Source organism: Hymenobacter sp. (assembly GCF_035709525.1).
GTDB lineage: Bacteria > Bacteroidota > Bacteroidia > Cytophagales > Hymenobacteraceae > Hymenobacter.
The window spans coordinates 51,712-71,282 of sequence record NZ_DASTEP010000124.1; the positions used below are offsets into that span (position 1 = coordinate 51,712).

At 63.9% G+C, this 19,571-nt stretch carries 18 protein-coding genes; 8 read left to right on the top strand and 10 right to left on the bottom strand.

Annotated features, from left to right (window positions below; genetic code table 11):
* Nucleotides 1–11 precede the first annotated feature (11 nt).
* The gene (locus VFO93_RS10805; RefSeq protein WP_325134382.1) at nucleotides 12–374 is read left to right on the top strand and encodes a hypothetical protein; all 363 of its coding nucleotides are present in this window, start codon (nucleotides 12–14) and stop codon (nucleotides 372–374) included.
* Nucleotides 375–453: 79 nt separating this feature from the next.
* Here VFO93_RS10805 and kbl read toward each other — a convergent pair whose 3' ends face one another.
* Together kbl and VFO93_RS10815 are read right to left on the bottom strand one after the other, a co-directional pair.
* On the bottom strand, nucleotides 454–1,707 hold the full coding sequence (gene kbl, locus VFO93_RS10810; RefSeq protein ID WP_325134383.1) for a glycine C-acetyltransferase: 1,254 nt from the start codon (nucleotides 1,705–1,707) through the stop codon (nucleotides 454–456).
* A 164-nt stretch (nucleotides 1,708–1,871) separates the two neighbouring features.
* A complete protein-coding gene (locus VFO93_RS10815; RefSeq protein ID WP_325134384.1) occupies nucleotides 1,872–2,921 on the bottom strand; it encodes a patatin-like phospholipase family protein in 1,050 nt (349 codons plus the stop codon).
* Nucleotides 2,922–3,088: 167 nt separating this feature from the next.
* Between VFO93_RS10815 and VFO93_RS10820 the strand changes: the two genes are divergently transcribed.
* A complete protein-coding gene (locus VFO93_RS10820; protein ID WP_325134385.1) occupies nucleotides 3,089–4,081 on the top strand; it encodes an NAD-dependent epimerase/dehydratase family protein in 993 nt (330 codons plus the stop codon).
* 80 nt (nucleotides 4,082–4,161) lie between these two features.
* On the opposite strand, the gene VFO93_RS10825 is transcribed toward VFO93_RS10820, so the two are convergent.
* A complete protein-coding gene (locus tag VFO93_RS10825) occupies nucleotides 4,162–4,926 on the bottom strand; it encodes a DUF475 domain-containing protein (protein ID WP_325134386.1) in 765 nt (254 codons plus the stop codon).
* A 113-nt stretch (nucleotides 4,927–5,039) separates the two neighbouring features.
* Here VFO93_RS10825 and VFO93_RS10830 point away from each other — a divergent pair, with 113 nt between their 5' ends.
* From VFO93_RS10830 to VFO93_RS10845, 4 genes are all read left to right on the top strand, one after another.
* A complete protein-coding gene (locus VFO93_RS10830; protein ID WP_325134387.1) occupies nucleotides 5,040–5,795 on the top strand; it encodes a DUF3891 family protein in 756 nt (251 codons plus the stop codon).
* A 109-nt stretch (nucleotides 5,796–5,904) separates the two neighbouring features.
* A complete protein-coding gene (locus tag VFO93_RS10835) occupies nucleotides 5,905–6,873 on the top strand; it encodes a YihY/virulence factor BrkB family protein (RefSeq protein ID WP_325134388.1) in 969 nt (322 codons plus the stop codon).
* A 201-nt stretch (nucleotides 6,874–7,074) separates the two neighbouring features.
* Nucleotides 7,075–8,025 carry a hypothetical protein gene (locus VFO93_RS10840; RefSeq protein WP_325134389.1) on the top strand — a complete coding sequence of 317 codons (951 nt, stop codon included), beginning with the start codon at nucleotides 7,075–7,077 and terminating at the stop codon, nucleotides 8,023–8,025.
* Nucleotides 8,026–8,210: 185 nt separating this feature from the next.
* On the top strand, nucleotides 8,211–8,945 hold the full coding sequence (locus VFO93_RS10845; protein WP_325134390.1) for a hypothetical protein: 735 nt from the start codon (nucleotides 8,211–8,213) through the stop codon (nucleotides 8,943–8,945).
* 32 nt (nucleotides 8,946–8,977) lie between these two features.
* Here the strand turns inward: VFO93_RS10845 and rlmN are convergent, their stop codons facing one another.
* The 6 genes from rlmN to VFO93_RS10870 all read right to left on the bottom strand — a co-directional run bounded on the left by rlmN (nucleotide 8,978) and on the right by VFO93_RS10870 (nucleotide 14,263).
* Nucleotides 8,978–10,051 carry a 23S rRNA (adenine(2503)-C(2))-methyltransferase RlmN gene (rlmN, locus tag VFO93_RS10850; protein ID WP_325134391.1) on the bottom strand — a complete coding sequence of 358 codons (1,074 nt, stop codon included), beginning with the start codon at nucleotides 10,049–10,051 and terminating at the stop codon, nucleotides 8,978–8,980.
* A gap of 67 nt (nucleotides 10,052–10,118) precedes the next feature.
* The gene (locus VFO93_RS10855; RefSeq protein ID WP_325134392.1) at nucleotides 10,119–10,628 is read right to left on the bottom strand and encodes an energy transducer TonB; all 510 of its coding nucleotides are present in this window, start codon (nucleotides 10,626–10,628) and stop codon (nucleotides 10,119–10,121) included.
* A complete protein-coding gene (locus VFO93_RS22355; protein WP_414653568.1) occupies nucleotides 10,561–11,022 on the bottom strand; it encodes a TonB family protein in 462 nt (153 codons plus the stop codon). The genes VFO93_RS10855 and VFO93_RS22355 overlap by 68 nt, the downstream gene beginning before the upstream one ends.
* Before the next feature lie 30 nt (nucleotides 11,023–11,052).
* Nucleotides 11,053–11,301, bottom strand: coding sequence for a TonB family protein (locus VFO93_RS10860; RefSeq protein WP_325134393.1), 249 nt, complete (start codon nucleotides 11,299–11,301; stop codon nucleotides 11,053–11,055).
* Between the two features lie 220 nt (nucleotides 11,302–11,521).
* On the bottom strand, nucleotides 11,522–12,265 hold the full coding sequence (locus VFO93_RS10865) for a response regulator transcription factor (protein ID WP_325134394.1): 744 nt from the start codon (nucleotides 12,263–12,265) through the stop codon (nucleotides 11,522–11,524).
* Nucleotides 12,266–12,271: 6 nt separating this feature from the next.
* Nucleotides 12,272–14,263, bottom strand: coding sequence for a sensor histidine kinase (locus VFO93_RS10870; protein WP_325134395.1), 1,992 nt, complete (start codon nucleotides 14,261–14,263; stop codon nucleotides 12,272–12,274).
* A gap of 191 nt (nucleotides 14,264–14,454) precedes the next feature.
* Between VFO93_RS10870 and VFO93_RS10875 the strand changes: the two genes are divergently transcribed.
* Entirely contained in the window at nucleotides 14,455–18,282 is a 3,828-nt protein-coding gene (locus tag VFO93_RS10875) for a T9SS type A sorting domain-containing protein (protein ID WP_325134396.1), read from the top strand.
* A 70-nt stretch (nucleotides 18,283–18,352) separates the two neighbouring features.
* Here the strand turns inward: VFO93_RS10875 and VFO93_RS10880 are convergent, their stop codons facing one another.
* Entirely contained in the window at nucleotides 18,353–18,793 is a 441-nt protein-coding gene (locus VFO93_RS10880; RefSeq protein ID WP_325134397.1) for a thioesterase family protein, read from the bottom strand.
* Between the two features lie 21 nt (nucleotides 18,794–18,814).
* On the opposite strand from VFO93_RS10880, the gene mnmD reads away from it, so the two are divergent.
* The gene (gene mnmD / locus VFO93_RS10885) at nucleotides 18,815–19,531 is read left to right on the top strand and encodes a tRNA (5-methylaminomethyl-2-thiouridine)(34)-methyltransferase MnmD (RefSeq protein WP_325134398.1); all 717 of its coding nucleotides are present in this window, start codon (nucleotides 18,815–18,817) and stop codon (nucleotides 19,529–19,531) included.
* Nucleotides 19,532–19,571 lie beyond the last annotated feature (40 nt).

Sequence of the window (19,571 nt, forward strand, 5' to 3'; positions counted from 1 at the left end):
ATTTCCCCGCCATGAAAATTTCCGTTGACAAAGGCCAGGACAAAGGCTTCCTACCCGATGGCCGCCACCTCGTCACCATCACCAGCATCGAAGAAGGCGTGAGCGAGCACCAGCAAGTGCCGTTTTTTGCCGCCCACATGGAAAATGAAGACGGCTTCGTAACCCAGCGTTTTTACAATTCGCCGGCCGGCCATCCCATTATTTTGTCGCTTTACTCGGCTGTGGGCATCAAGCCCGAAGAAGGCAAAGACCTTGACACCAAGCAGCTGGTAGGCAAGCGCCTCTCGGTAGAGGTAGGCGACCACCACTACGCCGACCCTGCCAGCGGCAACGAGCGTAGCATCCGCCAGGCCACGGGCTTTAAAGCGGCGTAGTTTCAGTGCTTGGTTGTTGGTGCCTAGTGCTTAGCCTACCATCAGCTAAGCACTAGGCACCAACAACCAAGCACTGAAACTACGGCGTATTCTCGACCACTTGCGGGCCGCTGGGCGCTTCGGCCTCGGCGGCTTCGTCTTTGAGCGTGCCCAGCTCGCGGCCTACTTTTTTGAAGGCGGCAATGGCTTTGTCGAGGTGCGCGCGGGTGTGGGCGGCGCTGAGCTGCACTCGGATGCGGGCCTTGCCCTGCGGCACCACGGGGTAGTAGAAGCCCACCACGTAGATGCCCTCATCGAGCATTTTGGCCGCGAATTCCTGGGCCAGCTTGGCATCGTAGAGCATAACGGGCACGATGGGGTGCTCGCCGGGCGTGATGTCGAAGCCGGCGGCCGTCATGTGCTCGCGGAAGTACTTGGTGTTTTCTTCGAGCTGGTCACGTAGGGCGGTGCTTTCGGTGAGCAGCTCCAGCACGCGCAGCGATGCGCCCACGATGGCCGGGGCTAACGTATTGGAAAACAGGTAGGGGCGCGAGCGCTGGCGCAGAATTTCGATAATCTCCTTGCGGCCGCTGGTGAAGCCGCCCATCGCGCCGCCCAGGGCTTTGCCCAGCGTGCCGGTGATGATGTCCACGCGGCCCATTACGTCGCGGTACTCGTGGGTGCCGCGGCCGGTTTTGCCCAAAAAGCCCATCGAGTGGCACTCGTCTATCATCACCAGGGCGTCGTACTGGTCGGCGAGGTCGCAGATTTTGTCGAGCTGCGCGATGGTGCCGTCCATCGAAAACGAGCCGTCGGTGACGATGATGCGGTGGCGCATGCCCGCGTTCACGGCGTCCTGGAGCTGCTTTTCCAGGTCGGCCATGTCGTTGTGGGTGTAGCGGTAGCGCTTGGCCTTGCACAGGCGCACCCCGTCGATGATGCTGGCGTGGTTGAGCGCATCCGAGATAATAGCGTCGCGCTCATCAAACAACGGCTCGAAGACGCCGCCGTTGGCGTCGAAGGCCGCCGCGTAGAGAATGGTGTCCTCAGTGCCCAGAAACTCGGCCAGCTTGGCTTCGAGCTGCTTGTGAATATCCTGGGTGCCGCAGATGAAGCGCACCGAGCTCATGCCGTAGCCGTGCGAGTCGAGGGTTTCCTTGGCGGCCTTCAGCACCTCGGGGTGCGAGCTGAGACCCAGGTAGTTGTTGGCGCAGAAGTTGAGCACCTCGCCCGCTTCGTTGGTCTGGATTTCCGCGCCCTGGGGCGTGGTAATGACGCGCTCCTTTTTGTAGAGGCCGGCGTCTTTTATTTCTTGCAGCGTCTGCTGAAGGTCGGCTTGGAGGGTTCCGTACATGGGTGGTAGAGTATTGATAATGAAACGGCTGTCATTGCGAGCGCAGCGAAGCAATCGCACCAGCACAAGAATGAGTAGACGAAGCTAGTACGCCGATTCTATTACAGTAGCTCGTTTTGGTGCGATTGCTTCGCTGCGCTCGCAATGACAGGCGATTTTCCCTTTTAATTCTTCTCAAAAAACGCCTGCACGCCCGCCCGGCCGCTGGCTATTAGCTGCGCCTTTTGCTCATCCGAAATACGCTTGACCTTCGGTCGGAAGCCCATCGTGTTGATGCTGATGGTGCGGGGCCAGTCGCCGGGCAGGGCGGGGTTGAGGTTTTCGAGGCTGATGGTGTAGAGCGCGCCGATGTAGGACGAAAAATCGTGGATGTCATACGGGGCCAGGGCCTGGCGGCCGGTGGGCAGCGTGTCGAGGGCGATTTGCTCGGCGCGGTCGAGGCGCAAACCCAGGGTTTCGGGGTTGGCGGTGGTGCCGGGCGGCAGGCCGGCAGGCAGAAACTGGGACTGGTCGAAGATGTGCAGCGGGTAGTTGGCTAGCAGGCCGCCATCGACGAGCACCTGCGTGGGCTGGCCGGCTTTGGGCTTGCCCTGAATGACCTTATTATCCGCATCGAGCAGCACGGCCCGGAAATAGAGCGGAATGCTCATGCTGATGCGCACGGCATCGGCCACGCGCATGGTGGGGTGAGTTTCGTAGCCGAAGACCTGGGTGCGTTGCAGCGTAAGGTTGGTGCCGGTGGTGTAGAGGTCACGGTAGTGGCCGGGCTGCGCCAGGGCCAGCTGGTGCAGTTCGGCCAGCGTGAGGTTAGGGCGCTGGGTCTGGCGGCCCACGAGCTCGCAGATATACTTGGTAAGCTGGTCGCCGCGGTACCAGCCGTACTGGCGCAGCAGCCGGCTACCACCCCCGATAAAGATAAATTGCCCGTCATTCAGCCGCTGCACGGGCGTGCGGTTGATGATATCGATAATGGCGTCGGGTGAGTAGCCCACCGCCAGCAGCGCCGCCTGAATGGCCCCCGCCGAGGTGCCGCCCACCCGCGTGATGTGCGCCAGCACGCCCCGGCTTTCTAATTCCTGCAAGGCCCCGCCGTAGGCAATGCCCCGGATGCCGCCGCCCTTCATGATGAGGTTGCGGTAGGGCGAGGTTTGGGCGCTGGCGGGCTGGGGATTGTTTAGCAAAGTCAAGAGCGTGAGTAGGAAGAGTAGGCGCATGGGCCTTAAAGATATCAGTAGCGCGGACTTTCAGTCCGCGAGTGAAGGCGCGCCACTTGCGGACTGAAAGTCCGCGCTACGTGCCGGCCCAAACCACGCCCCCGAGGTCGGCCGTATCTTTGCAGTACGCGCTATCCCACCCCTCCTACCCTCTCACTTTGCCTTTTATGCAACCCTCGCCCAGCGAACCCAGCACTCCCCGAACCCCCGGCACCGTCCTCGTCATTGGCGCGTGCGGCCAGCTTGGGCTGGAGCTCACGGCCGCCCTGCGCCAGCGCTACGCCCCCGAAGCCGTGATAGCGGCCGACGTGCGCGCCCCCCAAGACCCCGAGGCGCTGGCCGGCGGCCCCTTCGAGCTGCTCGATGTGCTGGACAAAAACCGTCTGGAGGCGCTGGTGGCGCAGTACCGCCCGGTGCAGATATACCACCTCGCGGCGCTGCTCTCGGCCACGGCCGAGAAAAACCCGCAGTTTGGCTGGCAGCTGAACATGGACGGCCTGCTCAACGTGCTGAACGTGGCCGTGCAGTACCAGGTGCCGCAAGTGTACTGGCCCAGCTCCATCGCCGTGTTTGGGCCCGACACCCCGCGCGAGCACACGCCGCAGCTCACCATCATGAACCCCAACACGGTGTACGGCATCAGCAAGCTGGCCGGCGAGCAGTGGTGCGAGTGGTATCACCGCCACCACGGCCTCGACGTGCGCAGCCTGCGCTACCCCGGCCTCATCGGCTACAAGAGCCTGCCCGGCGGCGGCACTACCGACTACGCCGTGGACATCTACCACAAAGCCGTGGCCGGCCAGGACTACGAGTGCTTCCTCCAAGAGGACACCTACCTGCCCATGATGTACATGCCCGACGCCCTCAAGGCCACGCTGGACTTAATGCACGCCCCGGCCGAAAACATCAAAGTCCGCACCAGCTACAACCTGGGGGCCATGAGCTTCTCGCCGGCCGAAATTGCGGCCAGCATCCGGCAGGAAGTGCCCGGCTTTCAAATCACGCATAAGCCCGACGGCCGCCAGGCCATTGCCGACTCGTGGCCGGCCAGCATCGACGACTCGGCGGCGCGGGCCGACTGGGGCTGGGCGCCGGAGTTTGATTTAGCGAAGATGACGCACGACATGCTGGCGCACTTGCGGGTGGCGGAGCTGGCGTAGGCACTACCGCTGCTTTACAAAAAAGCCCCTTCTGATGCGTTCAGAAGGGGCTTTTAGTTTAGTAGCTACTCTTTACTTTCTCACCGCCCACCCGTGCGCCGGGGGTAGTTGAACAGCGCCGAGGTAGCCCACGGCACCAGAAACACGGCCACCGTGAGCACCGTGAGGCCCACGTCGGCGGCTTCGCTGGTGAGAAAATGGGTAAACGGGTGCGCCGGCTGGAAGTGCTCGAACAGCGAGAGCACCAGCTTGAGGCCCAAGATGGCAATGACCACGAAGGCCGCCGTTTCGAGAAACGGGTACTTGCCCATGAGCAGCACGAAGGCCTGCGCCACCAGCCGCATAGCCAGGATGCCGATGAACACGCCAGCGATAATGAGAATCAAATTGTTGGTAAAGGCCACCACGGCAAAGACGTTGTCGATGCTGAAAGCCAAATCCATGAGCTCAATCAGCGCCACGGTAGCCCAGAATTTCCCGAACAGCCCGAGCGTGTTTTTATAGAGCCAGCTTTTTTCCTTTTCGATGTGCTCGTCGTCGTGGGCGGGGCCGGCCCGGAAGTGGTCCCACACCAGATAAAGCAGGTAGAGGCCGCCCAGCGGCTTCAAATACCAGAAATCGATGAGAAAGGAGGCGAACACGATGCACACGCCCCGGAAGACGTAGGCCCCGAAAATGCCGTAGCGCAGGGCTTTTTTGCGCTGCTCGGGCGGCAGGTCGCCCACCATGGTAGCGAGCACGGCCGCGTTATCGACCGAGAGCAGGCTTTCGATAATCACCAGGTTCCCCACGATGGCCAGCGCGGCGAGCGGATTGTCGAGGATTTGCTGGACGTAGTGGTTCATGCGGCAGTGAGTAAGAGCCCGCAAAGGTACCGGCCCAGCCTGCCCCGCCTAGCCCTCGGCCCAACCCCGGCCCGGCGGGGGCGTATGGGCTGGCGGCTCTCCTTTCCCCTGCGATGATAGTAAACCCCTCCCCCACCGGCTGGCAAGTCATTTACCAGCAGGCCCATGCGCTGCTGGCCATGCAGCTGGCCTGGGCCTGGCCGCCCTTTCTGCCCGCCGACCGCTGGGTGGGCCTGCTGGCCGCCACCGCCCAGCACGACGACGAGCAAGCGCCCTGGCACGGGCGCGGCGGCCACCACGGCCTCACGCCCGCCGGCGCCCCGGCCAATTTTACGCAGGTAGCCTTTTCGCTGGAGCAGGCCACGGGCGTGCTGCACGCGGCGCGCTTCCAGGGGCGCTGGCGCAGCCTGCTCACCAGCTTGCACCTGAGCACCTTGCACGAGCCGCTGCGGGGTAGCGACGCCCAAACCACGGCTTTCTTGGATGAGCTGCGGGCCGACCAGGCGCGCTGGCTGCGCGAGCTGCACCTCACCAAAGCCCAGGCCCGGCAGGCCTACGACCTGCTGCACTGGTGCGACCGGCTCTCGCTCATCTTGTGCCGGCAGGAGCTGCCCGAGATGGGCCGCGAGGTCGAGATATACCCCGACCCGCTGGGTAGCGGCGCGCGCCGGCCGGTGCATTTTGTGAGCCAGCCCGCCGGGCCGGGCACGCCGGTGGTGGTGCGGCCCTGGCCGTTTGCCGAGGCGCGGCTGGTGGTCAGCGTCGAGGCGCGGCAGCTGCACCAGCTTCAGTTTAAGGACGATGCCGAGCTAGCGGCGGCGCTTCGGCAGGCCCCCATCGCAACGCTGAGCTGGGAGCTGCGCAAGTAGTCTTTTTATTAATTATCAGTAGCTTGCTACTAAAAACACAACGCCAGGGCCGGTACTTGCGTCTTTAAAAGCTACCCAAAAGGCTATTTATTCTCCTTATTGCACTAGCATGGCGCACTATAAATTCTCGGATATCCTGACCATTCTCAAGTCATCGGCCACGGAGTTTTCCAGCAACAACTCGTTTCGGCACGCGGCGGCGCTCTCCTACTACACCATCTTTTCGCTGCCGCCGCTGCTGCTCATCGTCATCACCTCGGCCAGCGCCGTGTATGGCGGCGAGGCCCTCACGGGCCAGATATACGGGCAGCTGAAAGGGCTGGTGGGGGCCGACGCGGCGGCTTTTTTGCAGGAAAGCATCGCCAAATTCACGCTTCAGCAAAAGGGCGGGCTGGCTACGGCTATCGGGGTAGGAACGCTGATTTTTGCGGCCACCACGTTTTTCGTGACGCTGCAAGAAAGCATCAACGACATCTGGAACCTGAAAGTGACAACCCAGGGCATCGGCGTGTGGCAATACGTGCAGCAGCGACTGCTCTCGTTTGGGTTAATTTTGAGCGTGGCCTTGCTGCTACTTACCTCGTTTGTGGTGAGTGCGGTGCTCAGCGTTTTCACGGGCTGGTTGCAGCGCCACATTCCGGAGGCGGGCGTGCTGGCCATCAAGCTCGTCGATTTCAGCATCTCGCTGGTAGTTACGACACTGCTTTTCGGCCTCATCTACAAGTTCTTGCCCGATGCCATTATCCGCTGGCGCGACGTGGGGATTGGGGCGTTCATCACGGCAGCACTCTTTATTCTAGGCAAGTATTTGATTGCCTTCTACATCGCCAAATCTGACCCTGGCTCGGCCTTTGGGGCGGCGGGCTCGGCCATCGTGCTGCTGGTTTGGATTAACTACTCGTCGCTCATCATCTTCTTCGGGGCCGAGTTCACCCAGGAGTTTGCCGATGCCTTTGGGCAACGCGTGCAGCCCAAAGCCCACGCCGTGCGCGTGAAGCTGATGGAAATACCGCCCGCCGAAACCGAGGAAGCTAAAGCTACCGGCCGCCCGCAGGCCACTGGCCGCTGGCGGGCATAGCGCCCTAAAGTCGGGCCGGTGCGGCTGGCCTAGCCTTTTCAATCTATTGATGAATAGCGTCTTGCTGTTTTCTACCGACCCGCTACCCGGCTCGAAAGGCCCCAGCCAAAATCCAGAAAGAAAGTAAGTTAGGCTTGCAACCAAGCCCTGCGCGCGGCGCATCTTTGCGGCAGCCGACTCATTCATCGGCGCTTCTTTGCTATGCGCTTTTTACTACTACTGAGCGGACTTTTGGTAGCGGGCGCGGCCTGGGCGCAGCAGCCCGCCTTGCCGGGCGCGCCGCCGGCCCCCGCCCCCGGCTCAGTCAAGACCTCCGAGCTACCCGAAACCAGCGTAACCGGCCGCCACGAGGTTATCGGGCAGGTGTACAGCGTCGAAACCGTGGGCGGCACGCTCTTCAACGGCACGCTACTGGCCGCCACCGAGGAAACGCTGACCTTCCAAACCAAAGAGCTGGGCGTGGTGACGCTGCAACGCGCCAGCCTGCGGCAGCTTTCGCCGCTCACGGCCACGCAGGCGCGGCGCGGCTTCGACTACGTGGGCAATAGCACGCGCATGTTTCTGGCCCCCACGGCCCGCAACCTGCACCGGGGCGAGGGCGAGGTGCAGGTAATTGACATCTTTTTGATGGGCGTTGACTACGGCATCACCGACAATTTTTCGATTGGCCTGTTCGCGCCCGTTATTCCGGCCGTGGGGGTGCCCCTGGTGGCTTTCACGCCCAAGGTGAGCGTGCCGCTCGGCGACAAGCTGCGCCTGGGGGCGGGCGTGCTCTACGGCTTTGCCACGGGCCTCGACAGGGCCAGCGGCAGCGGCGGCGTGGGCTACGGGCTGGCTACCTACGGCACGGCCGATGCCAACGTGACGGTGGGCCTGGGCTACGGCCTGGGCAGCGAGGGCTTCGGGGGCTCGCCGGTCGGCATTCTGGGGGCCAACGTGCGGCTGTCGCGGCTGTTTTCGCTGGTCAACGAAACCTACATCGCCAACTTCGACGGCGACGGCGGCTTTGGCGGCCTGGCGGGCTTTCGCTACGCCGCGCCGCGCTTCAATGCCGGCCTGGGGCTGCTCTACATCAGCTCGCGCTTTGGCGGGGGCGTGTACCCGGCCTACCTGGGCGTGGGCTACCGCTTCGGCAAGGTAAAGCTGCGCTAAACCAGCGAGTACGCGGGGCAGCTTATATCATTCTTCTTCTGATTAATAGAACGTTTCTCTTAGCTGCTGCGCAGCGGGCAAAAGGACAGGTAAAACCTCTGGCGGGCCGGCCACAAAGCGCACGCGCCGGGCGTAGCTTTGTGCTATTGCCAACGCCCGTTATTCTCTACCCACCTGGTTTTTGTATGAAGCACTTTTCCGCCGCGTTTCTTTTTCTACTGCTGCTTGGGGGCCGGCCCGCGGCGGCCCAGGTAGCCGCCGACACCCTGCCGGGCCAGGCCAAGTTTACCCGCCAGCTGGCGGCACGGCTTTGCACCAGCATTCAGGAAGCGGGACAAAAACAGCCGTTTGAGCAGCTATCGCCCAAGCAGGCCGATGACCTGTTTATGCGCCTGATGCTGGCCGGCATGGGCGACCAGGCCACCGAATTCAGCGCGCTGCTGACGGCCGCTAAAAGCCGCAAGCTGAACACCAACAAGCTGGGCCAAGAGGTAGGCCTGGCGGCCGTGAAGCACCTCAGCAACGACTGCCCCGGCTCGATGTCGCTGCTGCTGCGCACCTCGTCGGCGCAGCGCGAGCTGGGCAGCAAAAACAGCAAAAGCTCCAATGATATTTCGGCCGAAGAAAAAGCCGTATTGCAGCCCATGGCCGATACGGTTTGCGCCAAAATAGCGGCCGAGGACGCCCGCCTGCCCCTCAAAAAGCGCACCGCCACCCAACGCTACGAGCTCATGACCACGCTGATGCAAACTACCGTGCTCAAAAATATGAACGGGCTGCTGACGGTGTACTCGATGGAGCAAATCCAGAACAAAACCAGCATGGAGGCCTTTGGCATCAAGCTGGCCACGCTCATGATGACCCGGTGCCCCGCGTACCTGATTATGCTGGGCGAAGACAAACAAAAAAGCCAGCGCTAAGCTGGCTTTTTTGTTTTAAACAACTGCGGGTGCTACGCGGCCTCGGCTTTTTCCTTGTTGGCCAGCTGCCCGCAGGCGGCGTCGATGTCCTTGCCCCGGCTGCGGCGAATGTTGGTTTGCACACCGCGGTCGGCCAGGTACTTGTGGAAGGCCGTGATTTTGTCGGCTTCCGCGTTCTGGTAAGCCGCGTTTTCGATGGGGTTATACTCGATAAGATTCACCTTGCAGGGCAGCCACTTGGCAATGGCGTGCAGCTCAGCGGCATCTTCCAGGCCATCGTTAAAGTTCTCGAACACAATGTATTCGTAGGTTACTTTGCGGCCGGTTTTCTGGTGGTAGTATTGCAGGGCTTCCTTCAAAGCTGCCAAAGAATTAGCCTCGTTGATGGGCATAATCTCGTTGCGCTTCGCGTCGTTGGGCGCGTGCAAGCTCAGGGCGAGGTTAGCCTTCACATCGTCGTCGGCCAGCTTTTTTATCATCTTGGCGATGCCGGCCGTGCTGATGGTGATGCGGCGCGGGGCCATGTTCAGGCCATCGGGCGCGGTGATGCGGCGCACGCTTTCGACCACGTTGGCGTAGTTGAGCAAGGGCTCGCCCATGCCCATGTACACGATGTTGGTGAGCGGCGTGCCGTACTGGGCCTCGCACTGCTCCCGAATACGCACTACCTGGTCGTAAATCTCGGCCGCGTCGAGGTTGCGCTTGCGGTCCATGTAGCCGGTAGCGCAAAACTTGCACGTGAGCGAGCAGCCCACCTGCGACGAAATGCAGGCCGTCATGCGCGTGTCGTGCGGGATGAGCACGCCCTCCACGATGTTGCCATCGTGCAGCCGAAAGGCCGACTTGATGGTGCCGTCGTTGCTTAGCTGCTGGTTTTGCACCGCCACGCCGTTTATCACGAAGTGCCGGGCCAGCAACTCGCGGGTGCTCAGCGAGATGTTGTTCATTTCCTCGAATGAGCCGGCGGTGTTTTTCCACAGCCACTCCGTCACCTGCTTGGCGCGGAAGGGCTTTTCGCCGTGCTCGACCATAAAGGCTTTCAGGTCGTCGGGCGAGGTTTTGCGGATGTCGCGCTTGGCGGGGGCGAGGTCGAGTTCCAGTAACATAAGTACAAAGATACAAACAGCCAGGGCGTTGAGTTCCGGGCGTGGGGCAAATCGCAAGGCTGCTTTGCTACTCGCGAGGCACGTTCAGACTAAATTTCACTGGCACCGTGAGTCCACTGGCAATGGGTTTGCCCCTTTGTTGCACCGGTTTGAATCGTGGTAATTGCCGCACCGCCCGCAATGCGGCGGCATCGCAGTCAGGCCGAAATCCTTTCGCGATGCGCGCATTCTCGACGGCTCCCGTTGCTGTCACAGTGAAGCTGATAAAAACACGGCCTTCCGCCTGGGCACGTTTTGCAGCCAGCGGATAAACCAGGTTTTGCTGGATAACCTTCACCACATCCACTGCTTTACCAGCAATCCACAGTTCAGGCATTGGCGCAACCGGGCAAATGAGCGCGCCCTGCATGGTGCCAGCATCAACCTGAGCAATACACTGCCTATTTGCCCTCAAGGCCAAACTGCTAAGCAATAAGCAGCAAAGTAATAGCTTTACAACTGACATTTCTTTATTTGCCGACCTGGTGCCGGTGTATAGCCTTTCGATGTGCGGCCGTTTTGCGGGTGGGGCGCTCATGTTCTATGCTGAAGTTGGCGGGTACTGTAAAATATGCCGGCAGCCACTGCGGGCGAATGGGTTTGAAGCATGGCAGCTGCCACACGGCCCGCATTACGGCCGAATCGCAATCGGGCCGTAGGCTTTTCACCACGGCTACCTCGCGCACGCGGCCGGTAGTATCGACTGCAAAGCGCACTATCACCCGGCCTTCGATATTGGCTTGCAACGCCTGCGGAGGATACACTACTCGCTGCCGAATAGCCTTTATAATGCCTGAGATGCCGCCCCCGGTAACCAACTCCGGCACTGGCGATATCAAACAAATAACGCGGCCTTGCTCATCCACTTGTGCCCGTGCCGGGTAGCTCAGTAGTAAGCCGCCCGATAGCAGCCAAGGCAATAGCCGTTTCATAAATCAGGTGTAGTGTGTGCAAGGAAATAACTACTGCACAGTATACTTAGCCGCCGCCCGAAAGTCCACCCCTACCACGTAGCGCACGTTGCCCTGCCGCGCCGGCCGGGGCCGGAAGCAGGGCAGTTGCCGCACGGCTTGCACCGCTGCCGCGTCGAACGGCTCATAGAGCCCTTTTACTACCGCTACCTGCCGCGCTTCCCCGGCCGGGGTAATGGTGAAGGCCACGAACACGCGGCCTTCCATCTGCGCCCGCAGGCACTCGGCCGGGAACCGCAACCGCTGATAAACCGCCGCCATGATGCCCGGCCGCTACCACTCAGTAGCTCGGGCATGGGCTCCATGTACCAGACCCATTTGGTTGTATCCGTTTGGGCAGCAGCCTGGTGGCTACTACCAGTAACCAGGGCGCTGAGCAGCAAGCCAGGTAGGTATCGTGTCATGTCGGCCGGTTTTTGTTCTTAAACCCGATGCCGCACACGCAGAAAATGCACAAGCCCTACCCCAGCGTGGGCAGGCGGCGCAGCAGCTCGGCCTGGTAGGTGCGGCCCACGGGCAGCAGGTTTTCGCCCACCTGCACGAGGCTGCGCACCGGGTCGAGGCGCACCACGTAGTCGAGGTTCACGAAGTAGCTGCGCTGAATCTGGACGAAGTGGCTGGGCGGCAGGTGCTGCATCAGCTCGCGCAGGGGCATCCGCACTACCACGGCGCGGGTGGCCAGCACCAGGCGGCACACCTTGTTATCGGCCTCCACGCACTGCACCTCGCTGAGGCGAATTTTTTCCAGCAGGCCGTTTTCTTTCACGAACAGCGTATCAGCGGCGGGCAGTGCGAGGGGCGGGACCGGCGCAAGCGGCGGCGCAGCCTGAAAATTACTAATAGCCAGCAAAATGGCGCGCTGCAAGGCGGCCGGCTCCACGGGCTTGATGAGGTAGGCGGCGGGGCCTACCTGCCGGGCCTGGGCAAAGGTCTCCTCGTCGGCGCAGGAGGTCAGAAAAAGCAGCGGCAGGGGCCGGTGGGCCAGTAGCTGCGCGGCCAGCGCGATGCCATCGACCGGGCCGCGCAGCTGCACGTCGAGCAGGGCCACGTCGAGGTGCTCGGTGCGGTGCAGGGCCAGGGCAATGCGGGCATCGGGGGCGGGGCCGATGGGCTCGTGGCCCAGGTCTTGCAGGGCGGCTTCGAGCTGCTCGGCATAGAGCGGCTCGTCTTCTACTACCAGCACACGCACAGGCACTTCGCTCATCGCTTCTTACGCTTGGGCCGCCGCCGCGGCGGGCTCCGGCAAAAGTACGCCCACCGGCGCGGGCGCGGCGGGTAGCAGCAAAGCGGCCGTGGTGCCCTGGCCGGGCTGGCTGCTCAGCACCAGCCGGCCGCCCTGCGCCTGGGCAAACGCCCGGCTCAGGCGCAGCCCCAGGCCGGCCGGGCCCCGGCGGCCGGGCACTGCCTGCGCCGGGGCCTCGGCGCCCTGGGCCCGGCGCAACTGGGCGGCATCCATGCCCGCGCCGGTATCGCGCACGTGCAGGCCGAGATAGCCCTCGGTGGCGGCGGTAGCGGCCAGCACTACCTCGCCACCGGGCGGGGTGGCGCGCAAGGCATTGCTGAGCAGGTTGCGCAGGATGGTGCTGGTCATGTTGCGGTCGGCCAGCACGTAGCCGGGGGCGGCCTCTACGCGCAGGTGCACGTCGGCGGCCTGGGCGGCGGGCTGGTAGAGGGCGGCGGCCTCGGCCAGCAGCGCGGCCACGGCCAGGGGCTCGGGGGCGGGCCGGAGCTCGCCGCGCTGCGTGAGGGCCCAGCTCAGCAGGTTGTCGAGCAGGGCGCGCAGGCCCTCGGCGGCCTGGCGCACGCGCCCCCCCAGGCCGACCAGCCGGGCGGTGTCGTGGCGCTCGATGTAGCGCGTCATCAGGTCGGCCAGGCCCGAAAAGGCCACTACCGGGCTACGCAAGTCGTGCGCCACCAGCGCGTAGAGGCGGTCTTGCTCGGCGCGGGTGGCGGTCAGTTCCTCGTTTTGGTGGCGCAGCTGGGTTTGGCTGCGGCGCAGCCGCCAGGCCAGCGCGCCCGAGGCCACCAGGCCGCCGGCCACGGCCAGCAGCAGCCCGCCGGCCAGCCACAGGTATTGGCGCTGGCGGCGGGCCTCGGCCTGTTGCAGCAGGTTGCGCTGGGTGAGCTCGCGCAGCTGGCCGCGCTGGCGCTCGGCGTCGAACTGCACTTGCAGCCGCACCAGCGCCTGGCGGCGCTCGGCCGACTGCACGCTGTCGAGCAGCGCCTGCCCGGTACGGGCCAGGCGGTAGGCTTCCAGGCCCTGGCCCTGGGTGGCCAGGGCCGCCGCCAGCTGCTGGTAGCTTTCGGCCTCCAGGCCGGTAGCGTGCAGCTGGCGGGCGGCGGCCAGCGTGGGGCGCAGCAGCCGGGCGGCCTCGGCGGGCTGCTGCCGGGCCAGGTACACGGTGGCCAGGTTCAGGCGGGCCTGCGTGAAGCCAAACTGATTGCCGGAGCGTTGGTAGAGGGCCATGGCCTCGCGCTGGCTGCTGGCGGCCGAGTCGTAGCGGCCGGCCAGCGCCTGCACTTCGCCCAGGTCGCCGAGGCAGGCGGCCAGTTTATCGTCGGGCGGTAAGCGGCGAAACACGGCCAGCGCCTGCCGCACGTGCCGCGAGAGCAGGCGGTCGAGCGAGTCGGGCGCGGGCTGCCCCGAGCGCCGCCAGCTGAAGTACAGCGACGCCAGGCAGTTTTGCACCAAGCCCAGGTCGGCGGGCGTCACGGCGTGCTGGCGCTGCTGCATCCGGCTTAAAGCCAGGCGGAAATACTTTTCGCCTTCGGCAAAATCCTGCTGGTCCACGGCTACCCGGCCCAGCCCCACCAAAGCCAGCGTGAGCTGCCGGGCGGCGCGGGGCGCGCCTTCGGCCCGGCGCACGGCCTGCTGGTAGTGGCCGATGGCGGCCAGCTCGTCGTGCTGCAAGTAGGCTACCCGCGCCAGCGAATTGAGCAAATACACCTCGCCGAGCCGGAAGGCCAGCTGCCGGGCCAGGCGCAGCCCCTGCTGGCCGTAGGCCTGCGCCTGCACGGTGTTCTGGGTGGCCAGCTGCCAGCACAGGTGGTTGAGCAGCAGCACGCGGCTGGTATCGGCGGGGGCGGCGGCCAGCTGGCGGCGCAGTTCCGGCACGGTGGGCGGGGCGGGCGCGGCCGCTACCGGCCCGGCCGCCAGCAGCAGCCATAATCCGGCGAAGCGAAAAAGTCGGCTGCGTTTCATAAAACCTGCTTGCTCGAGGGCCAGCCGCCCGCGCTCGCTCCCTAAAAGTAGCACCTTACGCCCAAAATCGTGCAGCTTGCGCCAGCTCCAACCGTGCGAGCGGCACGGGCTTTAACTTACGGCAGACCTAGCAGCCCGCGCCGAATGGCGCGGGTAGTTTCTCCTCTTCATTTACCTACCTCTTTCGTTTTATGAATCAAAAGCTACTTCATGGGCTGCGCCGCCTGGCGGGCGCGGGGCTGCTCGGGCTGGCTGGGCTGAGTGCGCAGGCCCAGACTACGACCACCGTTTTCAGCGAGGATTTTGAGGGCGCGACCAACAGCTTTACCCTCGAAAACGGCTCGCAAAACAACCAGTGGGTAGTGGCGGCCAACGGCGGCAACGGCCCCACCAGCCCCGGCAGCCGGGCGGCCTACATCAGCAACGACTTCGGCGCGACCAACGCCTACAACATCACGTCGGCCTCGGTGGTACACCTCTACCGCGACGTGGTGCTGCCGGCCGGGCAGGGGGCCATCCAGCTGAATTTTGACTGGCGCGGGGTGGGCGACGTGTCCAGCGACTACCTGCTGGTGCAGGTGGCCCCGACTTCCTTTACGCCGGTGGCGGGCACGGTGCCGGCCGCCGCCAGCGCCACGGCGCTGGCCCAGCTCAACCAGCAGAGCACGTTCGCGCGCGCCTCGCTGGTGCTGCCGGCCAGCCTGGCGGGCACCACGCAGCGCCTCATTTTCACGTGGGTTAACAATGCCTTTACGGGCACGCAGCCGCCGGCCCTCGTTGATAATATTACCGTTACGACCCGGGCGGCCACGCCCCTGAGCGGAGCCTACACCATCAATAGCGCGCTGCCCACGGCGGGCACCAATTTCGCCAGCTTTACGGAGGCGGCCACGCGCCTGAACCTGGACGGCATCGGCGGGCCGGTGACGCTGGCCGTGACGGGCGGGCCCTACACCGAGCAGTTTTCGCTGGGGCAGGTGCCGGGCACCAGCGCTACCAACACCATTGTGGTGAACGGCGGCGGCAGCATTATCCGCTTTGCCTCGACCACCAACCAGCGGGCGGTGGTGCAGCTCAACGGCACCGACTACACCACCATTACCAACCTGGTAATCGACGCCACGGGCGGCACGACGGGCGTGGCGACCTCGGGCATCGGCGTGCTGCTGACCAACGCGGCCGACAACGACCAGCTTACCAACAACACCATCACCGTCGACGGCGCTTCGACCTCGACCAACTTCGCGGGCATCGCCGTGAGCGGCTCGACCCTGAGCGCCACGGCCACCGGCAACTCGGCCAACAACCTGCTGGTGCAGGGCAATACTATCACGGGCGGCTACTACGGCATCGCGCTGTATGGCAGCAGCGCCACGGCGCAGAACACAGGCAATATTCTGCGTAATAACACGATACGCGATTTTTACTCCTACGGTATCTACGCCGGCTTTCAGCTGGGCGCGCAGCTGGTGGGCAACGACATCGCCCGGCCGCTGCGCACGAACACCACCACCTTCAACGGCATTTACATCGCGGGGCAGTGCAACGGCCTGGCCATTGAGAAGAACCGTATTCACGACCCTTTTACCGGCAGTCCGTCGGTGAGCGGCACCTCCTACGGCATCTACCTGGCCGGCAACGGCAGCACCTCGACCACAACCAATGATATCGTTAATAACGTGGTGTATAAGATGACGGGCAGCAGCGGGCAATACCTCATTTACTCGGGCACCGGCTACAGCCGCATTTACAACAACACGCTGAGCTCGGACGAGCCGTCGGCTACGTCGGCCAATACCACCTACGGCATTTTTACCTCGGGCATCAACGCCGACATCCGCAACAACGTGGTGAGCATCACGCGCCCCGGCACGGGCGGCAAGTTTGGCGTGTACATCTCCGGCAACCCGGCAGTTACGGCGCTCAACTACAACGATTTTTACGTGCCTAATGGCAACGTGGGCTACCTTAACGCCAACTACGCCACGCTGGCCAGCTGGCAAACGGCCACCGGCTACGACCAGAACAGCCTGGCCGTGAACCCGATTTTTGCCAGCGCCGGCACCGGCAACCTCCAGCCCGCCGACGCGGGCCTCAACAACAGCGGCACGCCGCTGGCCCGCGTGACCGACGACATCACGGGGGCCCCGCGCGGCGCGGCCCCCGACATGGGCGCGTATGAGTTCAGCCCCATTGCCCTCGACGTGCTGCCCGCCGGGCTGGCCAGTCCGGCCACTACCTCAGCCTGCTACGGCACCGCCGAAACCGTGAGCGCGCTGCTGCGCAACAGCGGCAGCGCGACCCTGAATTTTGCCACCAACCCGGCCACCGTGACGGTAGTAGTAACGCCGCCCACCGGCGCAACCCAGACCTTCACTACCAGCCTGACTACCGGCACGCTGGCCAGCGGCACCACGCAGGCCGTGGCTTTGCCCGGCACGCTCAACATGAGCGCGGCGGGCACCTACAGCTTCGCCATTACGGCCACGGTGGTGGGCGATGGTAACACCGCCAATGACGTGCTGACGCCAGCGCCCACGCGCACGGTGCTGGCCCCGGTGGCGGGCACGCTCGTATCGTCGGTGTCGGACCTGTGCGGTGGCGGCAACGCCGGCCTGACGTTGACGGGCGCGGCCAACGGCAGCCTGCAACTGCAAAGCAGCACGAGCGCCACGGGCACGTTTACGGACGTAGCGGGCGCTACCTCGGCCAACTACGTAACGCCGACGCTCACCAGCACTACCTATTACCGCGTGCGGGTGGGCTGCAACGCCAGCGTGGTGTACAGCAACGTGGTCGGCATCGTGGTGAACAGCCCGCAGCTGACGGCTACCAACTCGCCGCTCAGCATTTGTGCGGGGGCCACGGCTACGCTCACGGCTACGGCCGGCCCGGGCAGCACGGTGCGCTTCTTTAGCGCGGCCACGGGCGGCACGGCGCTGGCCACCACCACGGCCGGCAGCTACACCACGCCCGCCCTCGCGGCCAGCACCACCTACTACGCCGCCGCCGCCACGGGCGGGGCCGAAACCGTGGGCCCGACCGCCTACAACGCCACTGGTCAAACGCCCGCCACGGGCGGCGCTGTGTATTTCACGGCCACGGCCAGCTTTATCCTAACCAGCGTAACCGTGTATCTCAATGCTGGCCAGGCAGCGGGCACCGTTACCATCGACCTGCGCGCGGGACGCATCGGCGCAACGGTAAATGGCCTGAGCAATGCTTTTGCTGTACCGGCCGGCCCCGCCACGGGCACGGCTGCCTACGTTATCCCGCTCAATTATCAGATACCGGCCGCTGGCCAGTATTCGCTCTACATACCCAGTGCCACGCAGGGCGGCCTGCTGCGCGACAACTCCGGCACGCACTTGGGTTATCCCATTACCTCGCCCAGTGGTGTGCTTAGCCTTGTTGGAGGCAACGTAGTTGGTTACCACAACTACTTCTATAACTGGCAGATTAACAACGAGTGCGTGAGCGCTACGCGCACGCCCATCCAGGTCAACGTGGCGCCCGCGCCCACGGCTACGCTCTCGGCTGCCACTCAGGCCAACGGCGCGGTGCTACTCACGGCCGCGCCGGTAGCGGGAGCTACCTACCAGTTTTACCTCAATGGCGCGGCCGTGGGTGCCGCCAGCGCTACTAACACGCTATTGCTGCAAAGCGGCACGCTCAACGGCAGCTACACGGTAGTGGTGACGAGCGCCGGCTGCGCCTCGGCCCCGTCCAACGCGGTAGCCGTGACGGTGACGGGCACGCGCCCGGCCTCGCTCGGCGGCGTGAGCTTGCTGGTGTACCCCAACCCCACGCCCGACGGCCGCCTCACCCTGGAGCTCACTGGCCCGCAGGCCAAAGCCTCGCAGCTCGAAGTGCTGAACGCGCTGGGCCAGGTGGTGCTAAGTCGCACCCTCGCCCCCGGCGCGGCCCAACTGAGCCTGGCCGGGCTGGCCCCCGGCATGTACACGCTGCGCGCACACACCGAGCAGGGCGTGCTCACGCAGCGCGTGGTGCGCGAGTAGTTGGCTTTTGTAAGTCACAGAAAAGCCCCGCTGGCGCGTTGCCAGCGGGGCTTTTTTTTGCTACTGGTCGCTAACCAGCAAACGGATACTCGCTTACCAGCCGGCTTAGCTCGGGCGGCAGCGGGCGCAGCTTGCGGGCGGTGTAGTCGAAGGTGAGCATGCCGGTTTTGGCGCGGGCCACTTCCTTGTCCGCCTGGTTTTTGACTTGATACACGATGTCGAAGCCGTACTTGCTGAGGTCGCTCACGCCGATTTCGATGCGCAGCACGTCGCCGTAGAAGGCCTCGGCCTTGTATTCCACGGCCACGTCGGCCATGATGAAGCCGAGCTGGGTGGCGGGGTCTACCTCCTGCTGGCCCAGCGCGGCCAGGAACTGCACCCGCGCCTCGTGCAGCAAACTCAGCAGGGCATCGTTGCCAAGGTGGCCGCCGTAGTTGAGGTCGGTGATGCGCACGGGCAGCGTGGTGGCAAAGCGGAAGGCGGCGGGCAGGGCTATTTTTACGCGGGCCATATTTTCAAGGAGCAATTAATAATGAGCAAGGAGCAGCCCTTTGAGGAAGCAAAAGTAGAAGTTCGCACCACGGCCGACGGCTCGCCCACGCTCTACGTGCCCGCGCTAAACGAGCACTACCACTCGCACCACGGCGCGGCGCAGGAGTCGCGCCACGTGTTTATTGAGGCGGGGCTGCGGCCACTGCTGGCTGCCGGAAAAGGGCAGCGCGGTACCGACCCTATACACTTGCTGGAAGTAGGCTTAGGCACCGGCCTCAACGCACTGCTGACACTGGAAGCAGTTCAGGCAGCGGAGGCGCATGTAGTGTATGAGGGCTATGAAACGCTACCTCTTCCCTCGGAAGTAGTAGCTGCTCTGCGTCCGCAGTGGCAAAGCCAGCCAGCATTGTGCGAGATGTTCGATACGCTACACGAAGCATCCTGGGAAGAACCTGTCGTGTTGCACGAATACCTGCTCTTACTGAAAGTCCAGCAAGCATTGCAAACTGCCGACTTATCAGCTAACTACTACAACCTCATCTATTTCGACGCCTTCGCCCCCGAAAAGCAGCCTGAGCTGTGGACCGAGGACGTATTCGCCAAGCTCTACGCCGCCGCCGCGCCCGGCGCGGTGCTGGTGAGCTACTGCGCGCAGGGCCAGTTTCGGCGCAACCTGCGGGCGGCGGGCTGGCTCACCGAGAAGCTGCCCGGCCCGCCCGGCAAGCGCGAAATGACGCGCGCCCGCAAGCCGGCGTAGCACAAGCCTATCTTATGGGCTGGCAGTTGCGTTAAAGAGG